17 protein-coding genes and 1 pseudogene are annotated in these 22,873 nt (G+C 72.9%); 7 read left to right on the top strand and 11 right to left on the bottom strand.

The window, feature by feature from the left end; translation table 11 throughout:
* Nucleotides 1–7 precede the first annotated feature (7 nt).
* Nucleotides 8–1,642, top strand: coding sequence for a phospho-sugar mutase (locus ACQPZZ_RS07025; RefSeq protein ID WP_432930011.1), 1,635 nt, complete (start codon nucleotides 8–10; stop codon nucleotides 1,640–1,642).
* A gap of 1 nt (nucleotide 1,643) precedes the next feature.
* Here the strand turns inward: ACQPZZ_RS07025 and ACQPZZ_RS07020 are convergent, their stop codons facing one another.
* Genes ACQPZZ_RS07020 through ACQPZZ_RS07010 form a run of 3 tightly spaced genes read right to left on the bottom strand, consistent with a single transcriptional unit; the run spans nucleotide 1,644 to nucleotide 6,298 of the window.
* Entirely contained in the window at nucleotides 1,644–3,125 is a 1,482-nt protein-coding gene (locus ACQPZZ_RS07020; RefSeq protein ID WP_432930009.1) for an alpha/beta hydrolase, read from the bottom strand.
* A 51-nt stretch (nucleotides 3,126–3,176) separates the two neighbouring features.
* A complete protein-coding gene (locus ACQPZZ_RS07015) occupies nucleotides 3,177–5,567 on the bottom strand; it encodes an FtsX-like permease family protein (RefSeq protein ID WP_432930007.1) in 2,391 nt (796 codons plus the stop codon).
* Nucleotides 5,564–6,298, bottom strand: coding sequence for an ABC transporter ATP-binding protein (locus ACQPZZ_RS07010; protein WP_432930005.1), 735 nt, complete (start codon nucleotides 6,296–6,298; stop codon nucleotides 5,564–5,566). The genes ACQPZZ_RS07015 and ACQPZZ_RS07010 overlap by 4 nt, the downstream gene beginning before the upstream one ends.
* A gap of 122 nt (nucleotides 6,299–6,420) precedes the next feature.
* Between ACQPZZ_RS07010 and ACQPZZ_RS07005 the strand changes: the two genes are divergently transcribed.
* Nucleotides 6,421–7,029 carry a response regulator transcription factor gene (locus ACQPZZ_RS07005; RefSeq protein WP_432930003.1) on the top strand — a complete coding sequence of 203 codons (609 nt, stop codon included), beginning with the start codon at nucleotides 6,421–6,423 and terminating at the stop codon, nucleotides 7,027–7,029.
* A gap of 84 nt (nucleotides 7,030–7,113) precedes the next feature.
* Nucleotides 7,114–7,589, top strand: a pseudogene (locus ACQPZZ_RS07000) (IS5 family transposase); the annotation flags it as partial.
* 48 nt (nucleotides 7,590–7,637) lie between these two features.
* Here ACQPZZ_RS07000 and ACQPZZ_RS06995 read toward each other — a convergent pair.
* The 5 genes from ACQPZZ_RS06995 to ACQPZZ_RS06975 all read right to left on the bottom strand — a co-directional run bounded on the left by ACQPZZ_RS06995 (nucleotide 7,638) and on the right by ACQPZZ_RS06975 (nucleotide 12,646).
* The gene (locus ACQPZZ_RS06995; RefSeq protein WP_432930002.1) at nucleotides 7,638–8,048 is read right to left on the bottom strand and encodes a hypothetical protein; all 411 of its coding nucleotides are present in this window, start codon (nucleotides 8,046–8,048) and stop codon (nucleotides 7,638–7,640) included.
* A gap of 310 nt (nucleotides 8,049–8,358) precedes the next feature.
* Complete coding sequence (locus ACQPZZ_RS06990; protein ID WP_432930000.1) at nucleotides 8,359–10,449, bottom strand: sensor histidine kinase; 2,091 nt, start codon at nucleotides 10,447–10,449, stop codon at nucleotides 8,359–8,361.
* 98 nt (nucleotides 10,450–10,547) lie between these two features.
* The gene (locus ACQPZZ_RS06985) at nucleotides 10,548–11,129 is read right to left on the bottom strand and encodes a hypothetical protein (protein ID WP_432929998.1); all 582 of its coding nucleotides are present in this window, start codon (nucleotides 11,127–11,129) and stop codon (nucleotides 10,548–10,550) included.
* On the bottom strand, nucleotides 11,126–12,211 hold the full coding sequence (locus ACQPZZ_RS06980) for an adenosine deaminase (RefSeq protein ID WP_432929996.1): 1,086 nt from the start codon (nucleotides 12,209–12,211) through the stop codon (nucleotides 11,126–11,128). Before ACQPZZ_RS06980 ends, ACQPZZ_RS06985 begins: the two co-directional genes overlap by 4 nt.
* Nucleotides 12,212–12,292: 81 nt before the next feature.
* The gene (locus ACQPZZ_RS06975) at nucleotides 12,293–12,646 is read right to left on the bottom strand and encodes a cupin domain-containing protein (RefSeq protein ID WP_363639490.1); all 354 of its coding nucleotides are present in this window, start codon (nucleotides 12,644–12,646) and stop codon (nucleotides 12,293–12,295) included.
* 156 nt (nucleotides 12,647–12,802) lie between these two features.
* On the opposite strand from ACQPZZ_RS06975, the gene ACQPZZ_RS06970 reads away from it, so the two are divergent.
* The gene (locus ACQPZZ_RS06970) at nucleotides 12,803–15,091 is read left to right on the top strand and encodes a hypothetical protein (RefSeq protein ID WP_432929994.1); all 2,289 of its coding nucleotides are present in this window, start codon (nucleotides 12,803–12,805) and stop codon (nucleotides 15,089–15,091) included.
* A gap of 147 nt (nucleotides 15,092–15,238) precedes the next feature.
* On the opposite strand, the gene ACQPZZ_RS06965 is transcribed toward ACQPZZ_RS06970, so the two are convergent.
* Nucleotides 15,239–16,669, bottom strand: a complete 1,431-nt coding sequence (locus tag ACQPZZ_RS06965; protein WP_432929992.1) for an MFS transporter — start codon at nucleotides 16,667–16,669, stop codon at nucleotides 15,239–15,241.
* Between the two features lie 102 nt (nucleotides 16,670–16,771).
* Between ACQPZZ_RS06965 and ACQPZZ_RS06960 the strand changes: the two genes are divergently transcribed.
* Nucleotides 16,772–17,230 (top strand): MarR family winged helix-turn-helix transcriptional regulator, encoded by a 459-nt coding sequence (locus ACQPZZ_RS06960; RefSeq protein ID WP_432929990.1) that lies wholly within the window; start codon nucleotides 16,772–16,774, stop codon nucleotides 17,228–17,230.
* 377 nt (nucleotides 17,231–17,607) lie between these two features.
* On the top strand, nucleotides 17,608–19,641 hold the full coding sequence (locus ACQPZZ_RS06955; protein ID WP_432929988.1) for a sensor histidine kinase: 2,034 nt from the start codon (nucleotides 17,608–17,610) through the stop codon (nucleotides 19,639–19,641).
* A gap of 80 nt (nucleotides 19,642–19,721) precedes the next feature.
* Here ACQPZZ_RS06955 and ACQPZZ_RS06950 read toward each other — a convergent pair whose 3' ends face one another.
* Both ACQPZZ_RS06950 and ACQPZZ_RS06945 read right to left on the bottom strand, forming a co-directional pair.
* The gene (locus ACQPZZ_RS06950; RefSeq protein ID WP_432929986.1) at nucleotides 19,722–20,540 is read right to left on the bottom strand and encodes a VOC family protein; all 819 of its coding nucleotides are present in this window, start codon (nucleotides 20,538–20,540) and stop codon (nucleotides 19,722–19,724) included.
* Between the two features lie 77 nt (nucleotides 20,541–20,617).
* Nucleotides 20,618–21,820, bottom strand: a complete 1,203-nt coding sequence (locus ACQPZZ_RS06945) for an MFS transporter (protein ID WP_432929984.1) — start codon at nucleotides 21,818–21,820, stop codon at nucleotides 20,618–20,620.
* Nucleotides 21,821–21,878: 58 nt separating this feature from the next.
* On the opposite strand from ACQPZZ_RS06945, the gene ACQPZZ_RS06940 reads away from it, so the two are divergent.
* On the top strand, nucleotides 21,879–22,856 hold the full coding sequence (locus ACQPZZ_RS06940) for an ArsR/SmtB family transcription factor (protein WP_432929982.1): 978 nt from the start codon (nucleotides 21,879–21,881) through the stop codon (nucleotides 22,854–22,856).
* Nucleotides 22,857–22,873 lie beyond the last annotated feature (17 nt).

Genomic DNA, 22,873 nt, shown 5'->3' with positions numbered 1-22,873 from the left:
GGCACACATGACCGATCTCGTACGGCTCGCCGAAGAATGGCGCGACCAGGACCCCGACCCCGAGACGCGGGCGGAGCTCGACGCGATCCTGGAGCGGAACGATCTCGCCGCGCTGGAGGACCGCTTCGGCGCGAAGCTGGAGTTCGGCACGGCGGGCCTGCGCGGCGCGCTGGGTTCCGGGCCGAACCGGATGAACCGGGTCACGGTGATGCGGGCGGCCGCCGGGCTGGCCCGTGTGCTCGGACCGGGACGCCACGTGGTGATCGGCTACGACGGGCGGCACAAGTCCGACGTGTTCGCCGCCGACACGGCCCGCGTGCTGACCGGGGCGGGCCTGCGTGCCTCGGTCATGGCCGGCAAGTGGCCCACCCCGGTCCTGGCGTTCGCCGTGCGCCACCTGGGCGCGGACGCGGGCGTCATGGTCACCGCCTCGCACAATCCGCCCCAGGACAACGGTTACAAGGTCTACTGGGGCGACGGCGCGCAGATCGTGCCGCCGATCGACCGGGAGATCTCGGCCGCCATCGACGCGGCCGGCCGGGTGGACGCCCTCCCGCTCGGTGAGGACTGGCAGACCCTCGGCCACGACGACATCGTCGTCCCCTACCTGCGGGCCCTGGCCGCGCTGCCGCTCGGCGACGCCCGCGACATCGCGGTCGCGTACACGCCGCTGCACGGGGTGGGCGGCGCGACCGTGTCCGAGGCGTTCCGCGCGGCGGGATTCGAGGTGCCGGTCACGGTGAGCCGGCAGGCGATGCCCGACCCCGACTTCCCCACCGTGGCGTTCCCCAACCCGGAGGAGCCGGGCGCCATGGACCTCGCGCTCGAACTCGCCGCCGCCACGCGCGCCGACCTGGTGATCGCCAACGACCCCGACGCCGACCGGTGCGCGGTGGGCACCCCGCTGCCGGGCGGCGGCTACCGCATGCTGACCGGCGACGAGGTCGGCGGTCTGCTGGCCGAGCACGTGCTGCGGCACACCTCGGGCGACGACCGGCTGGTCGCCACCTCGATCGTGTCGTCGTCGCTGCTCGCCAGGATCGCCGCTGATCACGGCGTGCGGCACGCCGAGACGCTGACGGGATTCAAGTGGATCATGAAGTCGGGGCCGGGACTGGTCTTCGGCTACGAGGAGGCCCTGGGCTACAGCATCGGGTCCGACGCAGGCCTGCCGGTCCACGACAAGGACGGCGTCGGTGCCGCCCTCGCCGTCGCCGCGATGGCCGCCGCGGCCAAGCGGGACGGCAGGTCGCTGCCCGACCTGCTGGACGACCAGGCCCGCCGCTACGGGCTGCACGCGACCGCCCAGCTGTCGGTCCGGGTCGACGACCTGTCGCTGATCGCCAAGGCCATCGAGCGCCTCCGTACGCATCCGCCGGAGCGGCTGGCGGGCCGGGCGGTGGAGTCGGCCGAGGACCTGTCCCTGGGGGTGGCGGGGCTGCCGCCGACCGAGGGCCTGCGCTACCGCCTGTCCGGCGACGCCCGGGTCGTCGTACGGCCCAGCGGCACCGAGCCCAAGCTCAAGTGCTACCTGGAGGTCGTCGTGCCGGTCGAGGGAGACGACGTCGCTCCCGCGCGGGCCCGGGCCGCGCGGGAGCTGGAGGATCTGAAGAAGGACCTCGCCGTCGCCCTCGGTCTTTGAGCTACCTGCAGACGGTGTCGCGGGCCGGCCGCTTGCCGGTGACCAGGAACGCGGTGACCGTGTCGTCACCGCAGGCGTTGCCGTTGACCAGGTAGGACCCGTGCCCGCCCGAGTCGACCGCGACCATGCGCGCCCGGCTCCCGAAGGCCTCGCGCATCCGCAGGGCGCCGCTGTACGGCGTCGCCGGGTCGCGCAGGTTCTGCACCAGCAGCACGTTGGACGGCCCCTTCGCCGTGACCCGCACCGGCGCCTCCACCGGCCGGTAGGGCCAGTAGGCGCAGGGGCCGATGTTGACCGGCATGCCGGCGGTGAGCGGGTGAGCCTCACGGTCGGCGGCGACCAGCCGCCGGTGCAGATCGAGCGAGCTCGGCCACTCGACGTCGCCGCACAGGGTCGCGGCCGCGGAGGCCGCGGCGTTCTGCATCGCCTCGTCCGGCGGGGTGGAGGGCGCGGGGAGGGGACCGGAGCCGAGCGCCGCCCGCATGAGCCCGGCCAGAGCCGGGAACCCGGTGTCGGAATACAGCGCGTTCAGCATGGTCTCGCGCAGGACCGCGCCGTCGAGCCGCGGAGGGTTGTTGCCGGGCCACGCGATCGGTTCGTGGTCCAGGCGGCCGGCGAGGTCCAGGAAGGTGCGGCGGACCGCATCGGCGTCCGTCCCCAGGCCGAACTCGTCGTCACGCTCGGCGGCCCAGGCCGCGAAGTCGGGGAAGCGGTCGTCGACGCCCACCGAGTAGTTGGCCAGCCACACACGGGCGACCTTGTTCGGGTCGGGATCGTCGTTGCTGTCGAGGATCACCCTGTCGGTCCGGCCGGGGAACATCGTGGCGTAGACGGCCCCGGCGTACGTGCCGTAGGAGACGCCCCAGTAGGACAGGCGCTTCTCCCCGAGAGCCCGGCGGATGGCGTCGATGTCCCTGGCCTCGTTGCGCGTGCTGATGCTGCGCAGCACCGGGCCGCCGTTGCGGGCGCAGGCGTCGGCGATCCTGCGTGACCAGGCGGCGTTCTGCGTGATGTCCCCGTCGGCGGACGGGTAGGGCTTGAGCAGGGTGGGCGCCAGGTCCTCGTGCGCGAGCCCGCAGGAGACGGGCGAGCTCCGGCCGACGCCCCGCGGATCGAAGCCGACCAGGTCGTAACGGTCGAGCACGGCGCTCGGCAGGCGCTTCACCATCGCGCTCGGCCTGCTCAGGCCCGCGCTGCCCGGTCCTCCGGGAATGAGCAGCAGCACGCCCCTGCGCAGTCCCGGCCGCGCCGTACGGATCCGGGAGGCGGCCAGGGAGAGCGTGCCCCCGCCCGGCTTGCCGTAGGAGAGGGGGACCTGGAGCGTGGTGCACTCCTGGCGGGGGTCGAGCCCGGCGGCGTCGCCACAGGAGGTCCAGGTCACAGCGGCCCGGGCGGCGTGGGCGGCGGCCGGGGCGCCGGTGCCGGCCGCGACCAGGGCGGTGGACAGGGAGATCACGGCGGCTGCCGATGCGATGCGGTTCACGATTTCCAGCCTTCGAGGTTGTTTTTCGCAAGAAGAAGAGGGTGTGCCCGGTTACTGACGGGCGCCGATGGCCTCGGCGGGGCGGGCGCGCAGGGCGAGACGCGCCGGGAGGCTCGTGGCGACCAGGGCGAGCGCGGCCACGGCGGCGATCACCAGCGCGTAAGCGGCCGGGGGGACGTACGGCAGGGCAGACCCGGTCATCCCCCTGCTGAAGGCCGACAGCGTCATCAGCGCGATGCCGGTCCCGGCGAGCACGGAGACGACCAGCGCGGTCAGGGTCTCCAGGCGGAGCATGCGCAGCACCTGGCGCCGGGTCGCGCCGACCAGGCGGAGCAGGGCCAGCTCCCGCGACCGGTCCGTGGTGGACATGGCCAGCGTGTTGACCACGGCGATCGCGCTGAACGCGATGATCAGGCCCATGGCCACGTAGTTGACCTCGGCGTTCGGCGCCTGCGTCCCGGTCCCTTCCGTCGGCGACACCACCGGCGCCACGGCGGCCAGGGCCTCGCGTCCGACCGAGGGGGCCTCGACCAGCAGGGTGCCCGAGGGGTCGTCGACATGGGCGGCGACCAGCGCGTACGGCAGGGTCAGGTCGCCGAACCCGAGGCCGCGGGAGTAGATCGCGGCGACCTTCAGCTCGGCCGGGGTACCGTCGCCCAGGGTGAGCGTGAGAGCGTCACCGGCCGACAGCCCGAGCCTGGAGGCCGCCGACTCGCTCACCGCGACCGAGCGGGCGCCGAACCCGTCGAGCGAGCCGGACACCACCCCGAGGTCCACGGCCTGCCCGAGCGGCCGCTCGCCGCCGTCGACGGCCTGCGCGCCGTACTTGTCCAGCCCGACGCGCACGGAGGTGCGGACGACCGAGGTGACGGCCTTCACGCCCGGCACGCGGCGCACCGCGTCCGCCGTCGCGCCGTTCACCACGTAGTCGGCGTGGGTGCCGGCGGCGGCCTGCTCGGCCGACGCGTGCCCCATCGTGGTCTGGGTGAACAGGATGGTGCAGGTCATGGCCACCAGAAGGGTCAGCGGCGCCATCACGGACGCCGTCCGCCCCGGCCCGGCCTGGAGGTTGCGCGCCGCCAGGTGCCCGGCGCGGGACACCCGCAGCGGGACGCGTACGAGGGCGACCACGACGCGGGCGAGCACCGGGCCGAGCAGGGTGACGGCCACCGTCCAGACGAGCGCGGTCAGCATCGTCACGGGGCTCGACGCCGCCTCGGTCTCGAGTCCCGACAGCACCAGCGTGAGCACGATCCCGCCGGCGAGGCACAGGACGCCCGCGATCGACCGGCCGAGGGGCAGCCGGCCCCCGCCCATGGCCGCCTCGCCGAGCGCCTCGACGGGACGGATCCGCGCGGTGCGGCGGACCGAGAGGCGGGTCGCGGCCCAGGCCGCCACCACCGCGGCCAGCAGGGCGGCCACCGCCGGGAACGGGCTGACCACCAGGCGCAGGTTCGCCGGCATGGCGCCCAGCTCGACGAACCGGCCACGCAGCCAGAACCCCAGGCCGATGCCGGCGGCCGAGCCGATGACACCGGCCGCCAGGCCGACCATCAGCGACTCGCCGCCCAGCAACCTGCGCACCTGACCCGGCGTGGCGGCGACCGCCCTGAGGAGGGCGATCTCACGCCGTCGCTGCTGCACCGCGAGGGCGGAGGTGCCGGTCACGACGAGGATCGCCACCAGCAGGGACGTGCCGCCGAGCGCGCCGCCCAGGCTGATCAGCCGCACCCGCGCCTGCTCCGCGTCGAGGAACTCCACCGTGCCGCGCTCGTCCCCGGTGTGGGCCACGAGGCGATCACCGAGCACCGGCGCCACGTCCACCGCGGGGAACACGCCGATCGCGGTCACCTGCCCAGGACGGCCGGCCAGCCGGCGGGCCTCGGACGTCGAGAAGAACACCGTGTCCTGGCTCGGCAGGGCCTGGGCGGTGACCCCCACGACCCGGTACGCCCTCCCCCCGACCCGCAGGGCCGAGCCCGCGGACAGGCCGGAGCGTGCGTCCACGACCACCTCGCCGTCCGCGCGCGGCGGGCGTCCCCGGGCGATGGTGAACGGCGTGAGCTCCGCCGACTCCCACCCGTGCCCGAGAGCGTGTCCGTTCACCGGGAACGTCACCTCGGTGAGCACCTTCGAGACGCCGGGCAGGCCGCTCAGCTTCGCGGCCGTCGCCTCCGGGATCCAGACCCGCTCGGACAGCGGCTTCGCCTTCGACTTGACCTTCCCGGAGGACTTGGTCACGGTCTCGTGGACGTTCTGGTCGCCGGCGACGATCAGCGGTGCGCCCGCGTAACGCTCCGGTGCGACCCCGCCTCGCAGGCCGGTCTCCAGCAGCATCAGGCACGCGCACACCAGCGCGGCCGCGCACACCAGCGCCACGAACGCGCCCGCGAACGCCGCCCTGCGGTGCCGCAGGGTCTTCAACGCGATTCCGGTGATCATGCTGCGTACGCCCCCAGCCTGGTCATGCGCTCGGCGACCTTCTCGGAGCTCGGCGCGGCCATCGCGTCCACGATCCGGCCGTCCGCGAGGAACAGGACGGTGTCGGCGTAGGAGGCGGCCACCGGGTCGTGGGTGACCATCACCACGGTCTGGCCGAGTCCGTCCACCACCTCCCGCAGCAGCCGGAGCACGTCACGGGCCGTCATCGTGTCCAGCGCGCCGGTCGGCTCGTCGCCGAAGACCACCTGCGGCCGGGTCACCAGCGCCCTCGCGATGGCGACCCGCTGCTGCTGCCCGCCGGACAGCTGGGCGGGGCGGTGCCCGGTCCGGCCCGTCAGCCCCACCCGGCCCACGATCTCCTCGAGCCACGCCCGGTCGACCCGCGCGCCGGCGAGCCGCATCGGCAGCGTGATGTTCTCCAGCACGGTCAGGGACGAGACCAGGTTGAACGCCTGGAACACGAAGCCGACCCGCTGCCTGCGCAGCTCCGTCAGCCGGGTCTCGTCCATGCCGGACAGCTCGCTGCCGCCCAGCCGCACCGAGCCGGAGGAGGGGGTGTCGAGCCCCGCCGCGCAGTGCAGGAACGTGCTCTTGCCCGAGCCCGACGGTCCCATCACGGCGGTGAAGCTCCCCTCGGGAATGGTCACCGAGACCTCACGCAGGGCGGCCACCGCGCCCTGCCCCTTTCCGTACACCTTGCTCACTGCGTCAAGGCGAAGCACCTCTGTCATGTGCTCAAGCCTGCCGATCAACGGTCATGTGCCCCAGAGACGGCCTCACCGCCTGCCCATGACATCGTCATGAGCACCGCCCATGACGTCGTCATGATCCGGACACTGGTAGACATATGCGCGTGATTCGCGTACTTCTCGCCGAGGACCAGCACGTCATCAGGAGCGCCCTCGCCGCCCTGCTCGCGCTGGAGGAGGACCTGGAAGTCGTCGCGACCGTGGAGTCCGGAGAGGCCGCCCTGGCCGCCGCGCTGGTCCACCGCCCTGACGTCGCCGTCCTCGACATCGACATGCCCGGCAGGCTGGACGGCCTGGCGGCCGCGGCCGAGCTCCGCACGCGCCTGCCCGCCTGCCGCGCTCTGATGCTGACCGCGTACGGCAAGCCGGGGCACCTGCGACGCGCCCTCGGCTCAGGTGTCGCCGGATTCGTGCTGAAGACGGCGCCGCCGGACGAACTCGTGGCCGCCATCCGCAAGGTCGCGGCCGGCGAGCGGGTGCTCGACCCCTCGCTCGCGGTCACCGCCTGGGACCTGTCGGACAATCCGCTCACCCCGCGCGAAGCGGACGTGCTTCGCCTGGTCGCCTCCGGTGCGAACGCGACGGACGTCGCCGCACGGCTCCACCTGGCCGCCGGCACCGTGCGCAACTACCTCACAGTGATCGTCACCAAGCTCAACGCCCGCAACCGGACCGACGCCGTGCGCATCGCCACCGAGGCCGGCTGGATCTAGGGCCGGCCGGATCTAGGCCGTGTCTTCGATGTGATCTCCCGGGGCGAAAAAAGGGGGCCAGGCGCCGGCGAGCCATCCGATCACGCCCTCGCCCGATCCCGCGGCGGACTGACCAGCGATATTCATCTGGCCTGCGACGGTGCAGGCCGGCCGCTGGCGTTCCTGGTGACCGGCGGGAACATCAACGCCTGCACCCTCCTGCAGCAGGTGCTGCAGGCCATTCGCGTTCCCCGCCTCAGCCGCGGCCGGCCTCGTACTCGTCCCGGCCACGTGGTGGCCGACAAGGGCACAGCTCCCGCGCCATCCGCAGCTTCCTGCGGCGGCGCGGGAACAGCCACACGATTCCCGAGCGGGCCGATCGGGTAGCCGGCCGTGCCAGGCGGGGCAGCAAGGGCGGTCGCCCGCCCGTCTTCGACGCTCAGGTCTACAAGCGTCGCAACGTGGTCGAACGCTGCTTCAATCAGCTGAAACAGTTCCGCGCCCTGTCCGCCCGCTACGACAAGACCGCCACCTCATACACAGCGGTGGTCACCATCGCAGCACTCCTGCCGTGGCTCTGACTGATCACTGTGAAGACAGGCCCTAGGACGTCGGTGACGACGAATCGCTTACCCGCATTCGTTCCTCCAGTACCTGAGGGCGTCGTCGACGTCATAGCGGGTCACGAGACCGTCGAACCGCGTCCAACGGACCCGAATGCCATCCATGTGCGCGAATTCCGCGGGATTGTCGACGAAGTACCTGGCAGCCTCTCTGACATCTTGGGGAATAGAGTAGGGGCCGGATCCGTTGGCGACGCGCCTCATGTCCTCCATGTCCACCAGGCCGTCCGCCTCGGGGCGGGTGTACGCGCCGGTGTCGAATGCCTGGAAGTTGGCCTGGACAATCGTCGCGTTGCGGGTGGAGTCCGGGCACGACCCCGCCGCACTCGCAGTCCCGGCGCCGAGGGTCAACGTGCCGGCGACGACGGCTCCCATCGTGCCGGCTACCCATATTGCACGCAGGCGTTCTCTGATCATTGAAGTCACCTTCCTTTGGTGATGATGCGGACGGAGACGAAGTCCATGCATGGTGCTGTCCTCCGAATTACCGATGTGCCGCGAGCTGACTTCGCGGTTGACCGTGTTTGCCGCTCGCTGTGAGAAAGATATGAGTGGAGGGCCCTGTTCCGAATCACTGCGTAGAGGGACATTGCGTGTAGCTCACATGAGGGACGAGCGCGGCACCAAGGGGGTCCAGAGATCGCCAGGTTCTGAGCCATGTCGGGGATCCCGCGGCGGACTGACCAGCGAGATTCATCTGGCCTGCGACGGTGCAGGCCGGCCGGATCTAGACCCGCGCGGGCGCCGGCACGCGGTACGGCACGCAAGCGTCGAGCGTGAAACCGTCGCCGTCGGCGTGCGAGGTCAGCCGGCCGTCCAGGGCGGCGAGGCGGGTGGTCAGGTTGCCGATGCCGGACGACCCCCGCCGCGTCGTCCTGTGACGCACCCCGTCGTTGTGGACCCGCAGCCGCAGCCCGCTCTCGTCCGCTCGCATCGTGATCGCGCAGTGGCGGGCCTCGCTGTGCCTGAGCACGTTGGTCACGGCCTCCCTGAGCACGGTGCCCAGCACGGTCTCGACCTCGGCGGGCAGTTTCAGCTCGATCGGCTCCACGGTCACCCGGATCCCGGCGGCCGACAGCACCGTACGCGCCGACTCCACCTCGGCCGCCAGGGACAGCTCCCGCTGCTCGCCCGAGACGGACCGCAGGTCCGCCCGCGCGCTCTCGGCCATGGCGACGATCTCCTCGACCCGCTCCGGCGGGCATCCCAGGCGGCGGGCCAGCTCACAGGTGAGAAGGATCGCGGCCAGGGAGTGCCCGAGCAGGTCGTGCAGGTCGCGCGCGGCGCGCAGGCGCTCCTCGACGATCGCGGAGCGGGCCAGGCTCTCCCTCGCGGCCTGGAGCTCCTTGACGATCTGGGCCAGGCGGAGCAGGGCGTAGACCACCAGCCCGGTGACGAGCGCGCTGACCGTGCTGTTGGCGAGGACCGGGCCGGGCAGGCCGAACAGCGCCCCGGCGGCGGCGACGCTCGCCACGATCACCGCCGCCGCCGGCCACGCGGCCCGCCAGGGGAACGCGAGCAGGACAGGCCCGGCGAGGAAGCCCGCCACTCCGAGCCAGACGGGCCCGAACACCGGGATGGGCGCGTACGTGAGCACCGCCATCACCCCCAGCGCCACCGTGTGACGCCCGTTGACGGAGCGCAGCTGCATCACGACGATCACGGTGAGGCACACCGCGGCCGGGATGACGAGGGCGCCGGGGATCTGAAGCAGCGCCTTGACGCTGAAGCCCACGAGGACGGCCGCGAGCACCGCGACCGACACGGCGTACGACGCGTCGGGGGCGAGCTTCGGCAGGAGCCACCGCCGCCTCGCGTTCTCAGGGGTTTGCGGCGCCTGGCCGTCGCCGGCGCCCGCCTCGGGGGAAGGGTCGCGGGGAAGGGTCGCCTCCACGACGAAGCGCCCCTCAGGAGACAGGCCTCTGGTGAGGGTGCCGCCCGCCTCCTCGAGGCGGAGACCGTCGAAGTCCGCGCCCTCCGCGGTGCGACGTCCGTCGTCGACGACGCGCAGCCGCACCCGGTCTGCCTGCTCGCTCGTCTCGATGACGCAAAGCCGGGCGGTGCCCCGCCGTACGACGTCGGTGACGGCCTCGCGGAGCACGCTCGCCAGCAGCGCCCCGCCGGGCCCGAGCGGCTCGGTGTGGCCGCCGCGCACCTCGACGGCGATCCCCGCGGTGTCGAGCATGGCCCGCGCCGTGACCACTTCGGGCGCGAGGGAGGTGGCGCGGTAGTCCGCGGAGGCGGCGCGGGCGTCGGTCAGCGCCGCACGCGCGGTGGCGGTCACCGAGGCCAGCACCTCGGCCGCGCCGTCCGGCTCCGCGAGCGCGCGGCGACCGCCCTCGACGATGACCTCCAGACTCCGGCCGAGGCCGTCGTTCAGTTCGGCCGCCAGACGCAGCCTCTCGGCGGCCACGGCCGCGGCGGCCAGCGAGAGCCGGGCGGCGTGCATCTCGCCCGCGCGCTCGACGAGCCGGGCGAGGCCGAAGACGACCAGCGCGACGAGCACCACGGTGATCGTCGCATCGGCCGTCGCCCCGCCGCGGGCGGCGTCGATCAGCGCCACGCTCACCACCACGAGCGGCGCGAGCGCACGCGCCCGTGTCAGCAGCAGCGAACCGGCGAGGAAGCCCAGAATCCCGGTGGAGACGCCGCCGGCGAGGGTCGCCGTGTACACGAGGGCGGCCTGGACGGCGAGCAGCCACCACGCCCTGATCCGCAACAGGTAGACGACCTGCACCCCGAACACCGCCACCGCGATCGGCGCACCCGCGACAACGTAGACGCTCGCGAGCGCGGCCAGCACAACGACGACGATCATCCGCGCCAGACGCACTCAGATCCCTTCTGCAAACGATTACCGATCCGGCGTCGCGCGGCACCACGCAGCGGCGCCTGCTCTCCGATGCCTCTACCTGGTCAGGAGACGACGAAGGCGGTCACGACCAGGGCGACCGCGGCGGCGACGGCCGCCAGGGCGGACGGCGACCAGGTGACGCGCGTCTCGCCGGAGGAGCTCTCCCGGCGTGACCGGCTCATCTCGGTGAGCTGGTCGGCCACCCAGTCGGCGTGGGTGCGGGCGCCGACGGCCTCCGCCGCCGCCCGCTCGGCCCGGTTCGACGACCTCGCCGCCTTGGCGGCCCGCCCCGCGGCCTTGACCCGTTCGCGGGCCGTCGCCTGGGGCGTCCAGCAGCGCACGGTGGTGTCACCCGACTCGATCACGATGGCGTTGGTCACGGACACGTCGTCCACACCGCCCCAGGGGACGTAGGCGTTCTTCAGCACGTTGCGCACGCGGACGCCGCCCTCCTCCAGGACGACGGCGGGCCGCAGCGCCATCACGAAAACCAGTGCCGTGATGACGCCGAGCACCGCGCCCGCGATCAGCGCGCTGGGAATGCTGCCGTGAGCGGTCAAATCCCAGACGTTCCAGGCGGCGAACAGCATCCAGGCCCAGCCGAACAGCCAGGCCGCCTTCGACCGGTAGACCCGCGGCTTCACGCGCGCCACTTCATCTGCGCGTAGCCGGGTTTGATCACGCCGTTGATCAGCGCGAGCCGTTCGTCGAACGGGATGAAGGCCGACTTCATCGCGTTGACCGTGAACCACTGCAGGTCGTCCCAGTCGTAGCCGAACGCGTCGACCAGCTTGGCGAACTCCTGCGACACGCTCGTCCCGCTCATCAGCCGGTTGTCGGTGTTGACCGTCACCCGGAAGTAGAGGCGGCGCAGCAGGCCGATCGGGTGCTCGGCGATCGACGGGGCCGCCCCCGTCTGCAGGTTCGACGTGGGGCACATCTCCAGCGGGATGCGCTTGTCGCGGACGTACGCCGCCAGCCTGCCGAGCTTGGTCTCGCCGTCGTCCGGCACCGTGATGTCGTCGATGATCCGCACTCCGTGACCCAGCCGGTCGGCGCCGCACCACTGGATGGCCTGCCAGATCGACGGCAGCCCGAAGCCCTCCCCCGCGTGGATCGTGAAGTGGGCGTTCTCCCGCTGGAGGTACTCGAACGCGTCCAGGTGCCGGGTGGGCGGGTAGCCGGCCTCGGCCCCTGCGATGTCGAACCCGACCACGCCGAGGTCCCGGTAGCGCACGGCGAGCTCGGCGATCTCCATCGAGCGGGCCTGGTGGCGCATGGCCGTCAGCAGGGTGCCCACCCGGATCCGCGGCCTGCCGTCGGGCCCGGCCGAGCCCAGCCGGAAGCCCTCGAGCACGGCCTCCACGACCTGGTCCAGCGACAGGCCCTGGGAGGTGTGCTGCTCCGGGGCGTACCGGACCTCGGCGTACATCACGCCGTCGTCCGCCAGGTCCTCGGCGCACTCCGCGGCCACTCTGACCAGTGCCTCGCGGGTCTGCATCACCCCGACGGTGTGCGAGAACGTCTCCAGGTAGCGCTCCAGCGAACCGGAGTCCGCCGCCTCCCTGAACCAGACCGCCAGCTCGGCGGGGTCGTACGTGGGCAGCGTGTGGCCGCAGTCGCGGGCGAGGTCGACGATCGTTCCGGGGCGCAGGCCGCCATCGAGATGGTCGTGCAGAAGCACCTTGGGCGCCCTGCGGATCTGCTCCAGGCTGGGCCTGCTCATGCGCCCTCCTCGCCGCGGTCGTTCACCTGGCAATCCTAGCCGTGGACCGGACGGGGGCGGATTCCCAGGACCTGCCGATCGTCACTCCTCGCGGTTGGCGGTATCCGGGGAGAACGCGGGCAGGCAGACGGCCACGTACTCCGCGCCGGACGGCCCGGAGCTGTAGCGGATCTTCTCCCCGGGCTCGCTGACGAACGCCTGGCCCGCCTCGACCACGGTCGTGCCGCCCGCGTGCTCCACCACGACCGACCCCTTGAGCACCAGCGTGTACTCGGCGAACCCGGGGGTCTGGGCGGGCTCCTCCCAGCCGGCCGGGGCCACCATGTGCGCGATGGAGACCTGCTCGTCGCCGCTGTTGACGCGGCCGACGTACTCGTCAATGACCTTGCCGCCCGGCACCGGGATGCGGGTGGGGCCCTCGATCCTCCTGACCATGCCGACCAGTGTGGCAGTTGATCAAAAATCCCGTTATATGGGCACATCCGCACTACGCTTGAGCAGCCGCAGAGGCGAGAGAAACCGCCGCGCCGGGGGTGGACACGTGAACCAGACACGACACGCGCCTCGTCGCCGTACGGGCGAGGAGCCACGGTGAGAGATCTGCCCGGCTTCGACGCCTTCGCCGTCGACCAGGCCAAGCCGCTCGCCCGCACAGCCCTGTCGCTGACGGGAGACCCGGCGGCCGCCCGCGCGCTCGTGGTGACCGCGCTCGCGGCCGTGGCGGCCAAGTGGAGCACCGCACGCTGGTCGTTTCCGGCCCATGCCGCCCGCCAGGCGATGTATCGGGCGTACCTGAAGCGCTCGCGGGCCCGCGGCTCCACACGTGGGCCCGGCCCGCATGCGATCGTCACCCACGGCACGGACACGGCGGCCCTCGCGCAGGCGCTGACCGGGCTGACGCCGCGACGGCGCGCCCTGGTCGTGGCCTGTTTCCACGACGGGCACACCACAGGGCAGGCGGCCGACCTGTGCCGCATGGACGCGCCCACTGCCGGCACCGAGATCGTGCTCGCCGTCGCCGAACTGCGAAACCGCCTTCCCGCCTCGTTCGTCTCGGGCACGGCGCGGGAGGCCGGGCAGTCCCCGTCCGCGCCGGAGAACGAGGACGCGGACACAAACAACCCGAACGCAACCGACGCGGACACGAGCGGCGCGGACACAAGCAGGGCGGACACAAGCAGGGCGGACACGAGCAGGGCGGACACGAGCGGCCCGGACACAAACAGCGCGGACACAAACAGGGCGGACACGAGCGGCCCGGAAACGAGCGGCGCGGCGACCGATCCCTCGCCCGCCCCGGGGGCGTCCCCGGCAGTGGCGGCCCGCTCCTCGCACGCCCCCTGGGCCTCGCCGTCGGAGGCGGGCCCGCAGAGCTCCTGGGCGTCGCCGTCCGAGGCGGCCACGCAAAGCCCCTGGGCCGCGCCGTCGGAGGCGGCCGCCCCCTCCCGTGTCCCCTGGATCTCCCCCCACGAGATGAGCCCGGCCGCCGGACCGTCAGCCGAGCCCGCCGCCTTCGCCCTCGCATCGGGCCGGACGGCGCCGTATCACGCCACTCCCTCCTTCGGCCCACCGGAGGCCGCGCCTGCCGCGGCGCCGTTCGCCGTCTCCGCCTCTCCCGCCTTCCCCGGCGCACGCACCGGCGCGGACGGCCGGGGCGACGGCCCGTGGGAGGCGGCGCTGCGCAGGGAGCTGGCCGCGCTGTCGGCGGCGACGCCCGCGCCCGACCCCCTCCCGCTCGCCGCCGAGGCCGCGCGGACCGGCCGGCAGCACGGCACACGTCGTCGCGCCGTGGTCACCGGCATGAGCGTCACGCTCGCCGCACTGGTCGTCGTCCCCCTCGCCTTCGCAGCGGCGGGCCTGGCCGGGCGCGTGGGGCGGAGCACGGCCGGCACCCCCGGAGCCCCTGACATGAGCGCCGCGAGTCCCGCGCCGCTGCCCGCCTCCCTGCCCGCCCCCGTACGCTTCGCCTACCAGGGGTATTGCACACGGCGCGACTGGGACCCGGTCACCGAGGAGTTCGCGGACGGCTGCGACCAGTGGCGGGTGGTGACGACCACGGGTGAGCAGTGGCGACTGGCGGACCCGGTCCCCGACCTCAGCGACGGCTGGCAGCCCCTTGTGGCGATCAGCAGGGACGGCGACCGCATGGCCTTCTTCAGCGAGGCGTCGTCCGATTTCGCCGTTTTCGACCGGCATGACACCACGGCGAAGAGGACCGGAATGGTCCCACTCCTTGACGAGGTGTCGCCGGAGGACATCCACCTGGCCCTCTCCCCCAACGGCCGGTGGATGGCCGCCGACTTCGGCCCGGACGCCGGCGCGGTCTCTCCACGTGTGCAGAACCTCACCAGCTATCGCGTCCGGACGTTGCCCCGGCGGATGCGGGTCCTGGCGGTCGCGGACGACGGCACGGTGACGGGCACGGCCACGTGGGACACCAACGCCGTTCCCGGCCGGGTCAGCACGACCGTCCTGCTGCGGGTGCGGCCGGACGGGCGGACGCTGAGCCGTGCGCCGATCGACCCGGCGCTGTTCGAGGCCGGCGCCGCCGTCTCCCCGGACGGGCGTGCCGTCGCCGTGACGGCCGAGCGCTCCCACCCGGCCGAGGGCGACCACGGCCTGCTGGTCACCCTCGACTCGGTCACCGGGCGCGTGCTCACCCGGCGCGAGGCGGCGCTTCCCGAGGGCGCCCACATCATCGGCGTACGCGGCTGGGCGGGTGACCACGAGGTGATCGTCGAGGCCGCGCGTCCCGGCGAGGACGACGACGAGGACTACTCGGTCCACGCCGTCGACGTGCGCACCGGCGCCGCCCGGCAGATCAATCTGGACGAGGCGGGCGGTGTGCCCGGCCTCTGGGCCCCAGGCGCGCTGCGCTGACCCCCACGACCGCTGCTAAGGCCACCGATCCGTACAGCCACTGATCCGTACAGCCACTGTGATCCGTGCGACGCCGGCCCGCGCGGTGACGCCGACGGCGGAGAGGAGAGCCCTCTCCGCCGACGACGACACGGAACCGGCGGACGATCAAACCGCCTCCAGCACCGGTTCCTCCCGCGCCCCCTCGACCGGCTCGGCCGGCTGCCGCCCGAACCGCAGCCCGGTGAGGGCGACGACCAGGCCGACAAGGGCGAACCCGGCCGAGACCACGATCGCGGCGCGGAAGCGGGCGATCGGGTCGCCGCCGTCCGCCCCCGAGGTCAGGACGGCGGTGACGATCGCCAGCACCACGGCTCCGCCGACCTGGCCGGAGGTGTTCAACAGGCCCGAGGCGAGCCCCTGCTCCTCGTCGCCGACCCCGGCGGTCGCCTGGATGTTGAGCGAGGGGAACGACAGCGCGAACGCGATGCCCAGCAGGACCATGCCCGGCAGCACCATCGTGAGCAGGCTGGGGTGGAGGTCCACCCGCAGGAAGACCGCGTACCCCGCGAGCAGCGCCACCGAGCCCACCACGATCAGCCGCGCGGTGCCGAAGCGGTCGGCGAACCCGCCCATCTTGGTCGAGCTGATCGCGACCAGCAGCCCGGACGGCAGGAACGCGAGGGCGGTCTCCAGGGCACTCCAGCCCAGCAGATTCTGGAAGTACTGCATCGCCACGAACTGGAAGCCGACGTACGAGCCGAACAGGATGACCAGTCCGAAGTTGGCCCGGGCGAGCGGCGCGGAGCGCAGGATGCCGAGGCGGACCAGCGGGTGCCGCACCCGGCGCTCCAGCCAGACGAACAGGCCGATCAGGGCGGCGGCCGCGGCGAGCGACAGCACGGTACGCACCACGCTCACCTTGGGTGCCTCCACCACGGCGAAGACCAGGAGCAGCATGGCCGCGGTGATGGTCGCGGCGCCGAGGAGGTCCTGTCCGCCCTCGCCGCGCTCCTCACCCCGCTGGAGCAGCCGCGTCCCGGCCACCAGAGCGATGATCGCGACGGGCACCGGCATGAGGAACGTCCAGCGCCAGCCGATCTCGGTGAGCACGCCGGACAGGACCAGCCCGAGCGAGAACCCGCTGGCGCCGCAGGCGGTGAAGATGCTCAGGGCCCGGTTGCGTGCGGGGCCCTCGGCGAAGGTCGTGGTGATGATGGACAGCGCGGCGGGCGCGGTGAACGCGGCGCTGACGCCCTTCACGAACCGGGCCGCGATCAGCAGCGTCCCGTCGCTCATCAGCCCGCCGAGCAGCGAGGCGACCGCGAAGACGGCCAGGGCGGTCAGGAAGACCCGGCGGCGGCCGAGCAGGTCGGCGGTCCGGCCCCCGAGCAACAGCAGACCGCCGTACCCCAGCACGTAGCCGCTCACCACCCACTGCAGTGAGGAGGTGGACATCCCGAGATCGGCCTGGATGGACGGAAGCGCCACCCCGACCATCGACACGTCAAGGGCGTCGAGGAACACGACGGCGCAGAGGACGGTGAGGGCACCCCACAGGCGGGCCCCCCAGCGCTCGTCCTGAATGGAGGAAGACATGGCACTGGAACTTACATGCACATGCATTCAATGCACAAGCAATTAATGCGTTTGCATCTAATGTGTGCGCATGGTATGGTCGCGCCAGAAAGGCGGTCTCGCATGAACGACATCGACACCGGCTTCGTGGTCATGGCCTGGCGCGAACTGCTCGCCCGGCACGCGCAGGTGTCGTGCGCGCTGGAGCGGGAGCTGAGCGACAAGCACGGGCTCGGTGTGAGCGAGTTCGAGGTGCTGGAGCGCCTGGTGGAGGCGCAGTCGACCTGCGCGGATCCGGGGGCGGTCAAGTTCCGCGTGCAGGAGCTCGCCGACCAGGTTCACCTGAGCCAGAGCGCGCTTTCGCGCCTCATCGCCCGGCTGGAGCGTGAGGGACTGGTCGCCCGCGCGATGTGCGAAGCGGACAGGCGCGGCGTGTTCGTGCACGTCACCGAGGAAGGGCGGCGGCGGCACGCGGAGGCCACCCCCACTCACCGGGCCGTCCTGTCCGCGCACCTGTTCCCGCACCTCGTGAACGCCGGTTTCGCGCCTCCCGCCCCGGACGAGGCGGCTCGCCCCGCCTGACCGCATCCATCGCCCGCCTGACCTGGCTCGCCTGACCGCGACCACCCCACCCCCGCCCGCTCGGCCTGGTCCGATCCGCCCGGCCGAGCGCGCCGCTTCGCCGGGACCCGCACGACGATGCCGCTTGACGGTGCCGCACGACGGTGCCGCTTGTTGCGGTCGGTGACGGCGGGCGGTCCGGAGAGGGGGGCCGGCGCCGCGTACCGCTCGGCGTCCGCGCGCCGGCGGACCACCGCGATGCTCCCTCGCGGATCACTGCGGCGCGGGTTGGGCACCCCTCCCCGATAACGGCATCACCACAATGGCCGCAAATCTCGACCTTTACCCACTTTTCCGAGCACCCTGAGACCAGGCAGGAACGTGAAAGCGGGGGCGCGATGGCGTGGGCAGCCCGTGCGGCCGCCGTCGCCATGGCGGTGGTGTCCGCGGTGCTCGTGGTCGCGGCGCTGTCGGCCCTCGCGGAGCTCCCGCCGGAGTGGCGGGTATCGGAGACGGTCACGCCGATGATGCCGGCGGGGGTGACCTTCCCTGCGGTCGGCGCGTTCCTCATCGCCTACCGGCCCCGGCTCACGCTGGCCTGGCTGATGTGCGCGGGCGGGCTCGCCGGCGCCGTCTACGACTTCTGCCAGCTCACGATGCTCGCGTCGATGGCGCGCGGGAACACCGGGGTGGCGGAGCTCCTGAGATTCCCCGCACAGGTCGGCTGGGCGGTGAGCGGCATCACGCTGGAGACGCTCCTGCCGTTGTACTCCCCGGACGGCAGGCTGCCCTCGCCGCGCTGGCGGGGGGTGGTGCTGCTCGGGGTGGCGTCCGTCGGAACCAGGTTGGCATGCCAGTTCGTGCGGCCGGACCCGCCCCTCGAGGGCTACCCGCTCCCCGCGGTCATCCACAATCCGCTGCAGATCCCGGCCCTGGCGCCGTACATGGCGGCGACAGAGATAGCGGTCTGGACGGCGATCGCCGTGTCGCTGGCGCTGGCGGCGCTGTCGCTGCTGCTGCGTTTCCGCCGGGCCGATCCGGTCGGCAGGCGACAGATCGGCTGGCCGCTGTTCGCGTTCGCGGGATACGTCGCCTTCTCGCTCGTGGGCGTGGCCGCGCCGGAACTGTACTGGCTGTCGGTCGTCTGGGCGGCGTTCATCCCCGTCGCGTTGGTGTTCTCGGTGACGCGCCACCGGCTGTACGGCATCGACACCGTCATCAGCCGGGCCTTCGTCGCCGCGGGACTGCTGACGGTGGTCGGCGGGGTCTACTTCGGTGTGGCCGCGCTGTCGAGCCTGATCGTGTCCGGGTACGACCAGGTCGCCGGGCTCGTCTCCGCTCTGCTCACAGGCGCGTTCTTCCGGCCGTTGCGCCGGATGCTGCAAAGGGCCGTCGACCGTCTGCTCTACGGTCCGGTGGGCGACCCGCGCCTGCTCGCCGAGCGGCTGGTTCAGGAGGTGCGCCAGGGCGATCCGGCGCAGGCGCTGGAGTCGGTGATCGGCGTGCTGCGTGAGGGCCTCGCGGTGCAGGGCGTCGCGGTGGAGGTGACCGAAGACGAGCAGGGGCGCGCGGTCAGCGTGATGAGCACGGTCAGCGGCCGGGTGGGCGACTCTCCACGTGAGGTGCCGCTGGTCTGGCACGGCGAGCGGGTGGGACGGCTGCTGGTCGGCCCACCCGCCCCACGGCGCTTCCCCGCCGCACACGACGAGCGGGTGCTGGCCACGCTGGCCCCCTACGCGGCGGACGTTGCGCACGCGGCGCGGATGGCGGCGGACCTGCAGCGCTCCCGGGAGCGCATCCTGGCCGCCCGGGAGGAGGAACGGCGGCGGCTTCGCCGCGACCTGCACGACGGTCTGGGCCAGACGCTCGGCGCGATGGCCATGACCGTCGCCATGGCCCGGGTCAGCCTCGAGACCTCTCCGGAGACCGCGGACCGGCTGTTGCGCGAGTTGCGTTCCGGCATGGACGCGGTCACGAGCGACGTCCGGCAGCTCGTGTACGGCCTGCGCCCGCCCGCCCTGGACGATCTGGGCCTGGCCGCCGCCGTACAGTCGCTGGCCGGGCCGGACGCTCCCGAGGGCCCGGCCACGGTGGTGAGCGTCGAGGGTGAGCTGAGCGATCTGCCCGCCGCCGTCGAAGTGGCCGTCTACCGGATCGCGCAGGAGGCGCTGACCAACGTCCGGCGCCACGCGCGCGCCACCCGTGTCCGGGTCGAGCTGCGCCGCGAGCCCGCGACGCTGCGCCTGCTGATCAGCGACGACGGCGTGGGCCTGCCGCCGGAGCGCCGCCGCCCGGGCGTCGGCCTGGCCTCCATGCGCGAGCGGACGGCGGAGCTGGGCGGGGTCTGCCTCGTCACCGGCGAACCGGGAGCGGGCACCACGGTGGAGGTCGTGCTCCCCATTCCGGCGACCGGCACGCACACGGCCCCCTGAGAAGCGCGATCAGAAGACAGCGGGATCACCGGGCAGAGGAGCCACAGAGCGCAGGACAGGTGTCACAGCACAGCGGGGTGTCACAGGGGCGCGAGGGGCACGCCGTCGGGGTCGACGAGCAGACCGTCCGCCGCGACCCGCGCACCGGCGGCCACCAGCCGCCCGGCCTCCTTCTCCGGGTCCTCGACGGCGACGGCGAGGTGGCGGAACCCGTGCCGGCACGGATCGGGGGCCCACGGACTCGCCGTCGTGGGAACGGCGAAGGTGAACACCTCCAGAACCGCGTCACCCGCCAGCAGATACGTGATCAGGAAGCCTCGTGGGTCCTGGTCCTGCACGATCTGGCCGATCACCTCGTACCCGAGGGTGTCCCGGTAGAAGGCCAGCGCCGCGTCGAGATCGGCGGACGTGACCGCCACGTGGTCGAAGACCGGCGGCGCCGTGCGCGGTCTGCTCAGGGCGGCCAGCCTTTCCCTCTCGGCCAGTTCGGGCGAGGCGACGCGGTGATACCGGAGGTGGTTGTCGGTGATCTCCAGGTGCGTGCCGTCCGGGTCCTGGAAGAACGCGATGCGCACGCCGCCGACCGCGTCGAGCGGCGGCAGCGTGAAGGGCACCCCGGCGTCGCGCACGCGCTCGGCCCGCAGATCGACGTCGCCGACCTTGAAGCCGATGTGCCGGATGCCGCGCTGGAGGTCGTCGTTCACCCAGCCGCCGAGATCGCCGCCGCCCGTCTCGACCAGTTTGAGCAGCACGGATCCCGCCGCCAGCCATGCGACACCCGGGCTCCCGGCCGACCCCTCGGCCGGGGTGAGATCCAGCAGATCGCGGTAGAAGTCGATCGAGCGGGTCAGATCGGCGACACCGATCTCGACATGCCGGATGCCTCGGTGATCGGCCATGGTTCTCCCCTCTGCGCGTCCGGCCGGGTCCGGTACGGCAGGACCAACCCTGACACAGCGACCCTCGATGACGGCGATCAGGCCGCCCTCCCCGCAGGTGCGGCGGCGCGGACCTCCGGGGCCGCACCGGCCCGCAGACCGGGTGCCAGCGCGAGGGTGACCGCGACGGAGGCCACCGCCATCACGCCCATGGCGGCCGGAGCCGAGGCGACCTGGGCCACCGCCCCCGCGATCGCCGCGCCGACCCCCTGCATGGTGAGCACACCTGACGACTGCAGCCCGAGCGCCTGCCCGCTCATCTCCTCGGGCGTGACGGCCATGAGGCGTTCCTGGAGCAGCAGGCTGGCCGAGTATCCGGCTGAGGCGAGCACGACGGCGGCGACCGCGACCGGCAGGGCCGGGTCCAGGAGGAAGACCAGGTACGGCACGGCGAGCAGCAGCCGCAGCGGAGCGCCCAGCCGCTCGCGCCACCGCGTGGGGATGAACCGCCCCATCAGCGTGTCGCCGGTGAGCATGCCGGCGGCGGCGCAGGCGAACAGCAGCCCGGCATGCCGGGAGTCGTAGGCGACGTACAACGACTCACAACCGACGATGAGGCCGTTCGGCACCCACAGGGCCAGATACAGGCGGCGCCGCGCCCCCGACGACCAGAGCGTGCGGTTGACCCGCCAGGTCTGCGCGGGCGACGGCCGTCCGTGGGCGCGCGGCGGGCGGGCGGTCAGCCCCCACCGGGCGACGAACGCCGCGACGAGGTACAGCCCCGCCCCGGCGAGCAAAGTGCCACGCGGGGACAGCGCGGTCATGAGCACGCCCCCGGCGGCGAAGCCGACGATCTGCTGCACGCCGACCGACATGCTGAGCACCGAACGGCCGAGCAGGTAGCCGTCTTTGGGCAGGATCTCGTTGAGCAGCCCGAACCGGACCCCACCGCCGAGGGAGGCCGCGAGCCCCTGACCGAGGACGACGGCGAACAACGCCCACAGCGGCAGGCCGGGCAGGGCGAGCGCGACCGTGCCCGCGCAGAAGACCAGCGCGAGGCCCGTCATCGCGGCGCGCGGGGGCAGCCGGTCGGCGGCCGACAGCAGCACCGTCGCCCCGAGCACCTGGGCGAAGGACGCGCCGAACATGCTCAGGGCCGACAGCAGCGGCGACCGCGTCGCCCCGTACACGAGCGTGCCGAGCGCCAGGCCGCTCACGGTCGAGGCGGCCACCTGCGCGGACGCGACGGTGAACAGCGGCGTGAACTCGGGGGTGCGAAACAGTTCCCGATATGTACGCATGACGGGAGCCTCGATCACCGGCGCGCTCCGCCGTTATTGTTTCGCGTGGAGGCGAAACATGGGGTGGTGGCTGGTCAACGCCGACACGCTCGCGGAGAGCAGGTTCGTGATCTCCCCGCTGGCCGAGGCCACCGCCTGCCTGTTCACCCTGGAGCGGGCGTCGGCCGCGCACCCGGGCGAGCGGGAGTGGCTCGACGCCCACCTGCCCGCCTACCGGTCCCGCCTGGCCGGCGACCCGATCACGGCGCTGCTGCTGAGGGCCGCGCGGGGGCGCAACTGGACCGCCGACTTCCTCACACTCGCTCCGACCGGCGAGGGCGAGGCCGCATTCGAGGAGGAACTGGCCCGCGTTCGCGCGACCCCGCCCGAGACCGCGCACGCCGACATCGAGGTGGCGCTGCGCGGCCCGTTGCCGGAGCCGCTGCGCCGTCCCGACCTGCCGGAACGCGCGGCCGACACGCTGGAGTGGGTGTGGACGCACACCGTGCTGCCCGACTGGCCGCGCCGGCGGCGGATCATGGAGGCCGACATCGTCGCCCGTGTGGGCCATGTGAGCCGGGGAGGCTGGGCCGCCGCTCTGAACGACATGCGCCAGGGAATGCGCTGGCTCGGCGGCAACCGGCTGCAGATCAACACCTATGACTACCCGCCGAGGCAGATCGGCGGGGCCAGGCTGATGTTCGTCCCGGTCACGCCCCACCAGGCGTGGACCGCCTGGACGGCGGGCCGGCACTACGCCCTGGTCTATCCCTGCTCGGGAACGCTGGCCGAGCCGGACCGGGCGCCCGTGCCCGAGGCGCTCGGCGGGCTGCTCGGCCCGGCGCGGGCGCGGGTGCTCGTGCTGCTCGCCGCCCCGAAGAGCACGACCCACCTCGTGGCGCTGACCGGCCAGGGGCTGGGATCGGTGGGCCGCCATCTCAAGGTGCTCCTCGACGCCGGTCTCGTACGGCGCCGCAGGGCCGGGCGGTCGGTCCTGTACTACCGCACGCCCCTCGGCGACGCCCTCGCAGCCATGGAGGATCGTTCGGTAAAGTGAACGTATGGTTCCCTTGA

Origin of the sequence: Microbispora sp. CA-135349 (assembly GCF_050947365.1) — a bacterium.
Taxonomy (GTDB): domain Bacteria; phylum Actinomycetota; class Actinomycetes; order Streptosporangiales; family Streptosporangiaceae; genus Microbispora.
The sequence above is the reverse complement of the archived record's forward strand: the minus strand, read 5'-3'. Positions and strand labels throughout refer to the sequence as shown.

Coding starts and splice junctions, on each gene's coding strand:
- ACQPZZ_RS07025 (WP_432930011.1), top strand. CDS start 8: ATGACCGATCTCGTACGGCTCGCCGAAGAATGGCGCGACCAGGACCCC.
- ACQPZZ_RS07015 (WP_432930007.1), bottom strand. CDS start 5,567: ATGATCACCGGAATCGCGTTGAAGACCCTGCGGCACCGCAGGGCGGCG.
- ACQPZZ_RS07010 (WP_432930005.1), bottom strand. CDS start 6,298: ATGACAGAGGTGCTTCGCCTTGACGCAGTGAGCAAGGTGTACGGAAAG.
- ACQPZZ_RS06995 (WP_432930002.1), bottom strand. CDS start 8,048: ATGATCAGAGAACGCCTGCGTGCAATATGGGTAGCCGGCACGATGGGA.
- ACQPZZ_RS06990 (WP_432930000.1), bottom strand. CDS start 10,449: ATGATCGTCGTCGTTGTGCTGGCCGCGCTCGCGAGCGTCTACGTTGTC.
- ACQPZZ_RS06980 (WP_432929996.1), bottom strand. CDS start 12,211: ATGAGCAGGCCCAGCCTGGAGCAGATCCGCAGGGCGCCCAAGGTGCTT.
- ACQPZZ_RS06975 (WP_363639490.1), bottom strand. CDS start 12,646: ATGGTCAGGAGGATCGAGGGCCCCACCCGCATCCCGGTGCCGGGCGGC.
- ACQPZZ_RS06965 (WP_432929992.1), bottom strand. CDS start 16,669: ATGTCTTCCTCCATTCAGGACGAGCGCTGGGGGGCCCGCCTGTGGGGT.
- ACQPZZ_RS06960 (WP_432929990.1), top strand. CDS start 16,772: ATGAACGACATCGACACCGGCTTCGTGGTCATGGCCTGGCGCGAACTG.
- ACQPZZ_RS06955 (WP_432929988.1), top strand. CDS start 17,608: ATGGCGTGGGCAGCCCGTGCGGCCGCCGTCGCCATGGCGGTGGTGTCC.
- ACQPZZ_RS06950 (WP_432929986.1), bottom strand. CDS start 20,540: ATGGCCGATCACCGAGGCATCCGGCATGTCGAGATCGGTGTCGCCGAT.
- ACQPZZ_RS06945 (WP_432929984.1), bottom strand. CDS start 21,820: ATGCGTACATATCGGGAACTGTTTCGCACCCCCGAGTTCACGCCGCTG.
- ACQPZZ_RS06940 (WP_432929982.1), top strand. CDS start 21,879: ATGGGGTGGTGGCTGGTCAACGCCGACACGCTCGCGGAGAGCAGGTTC.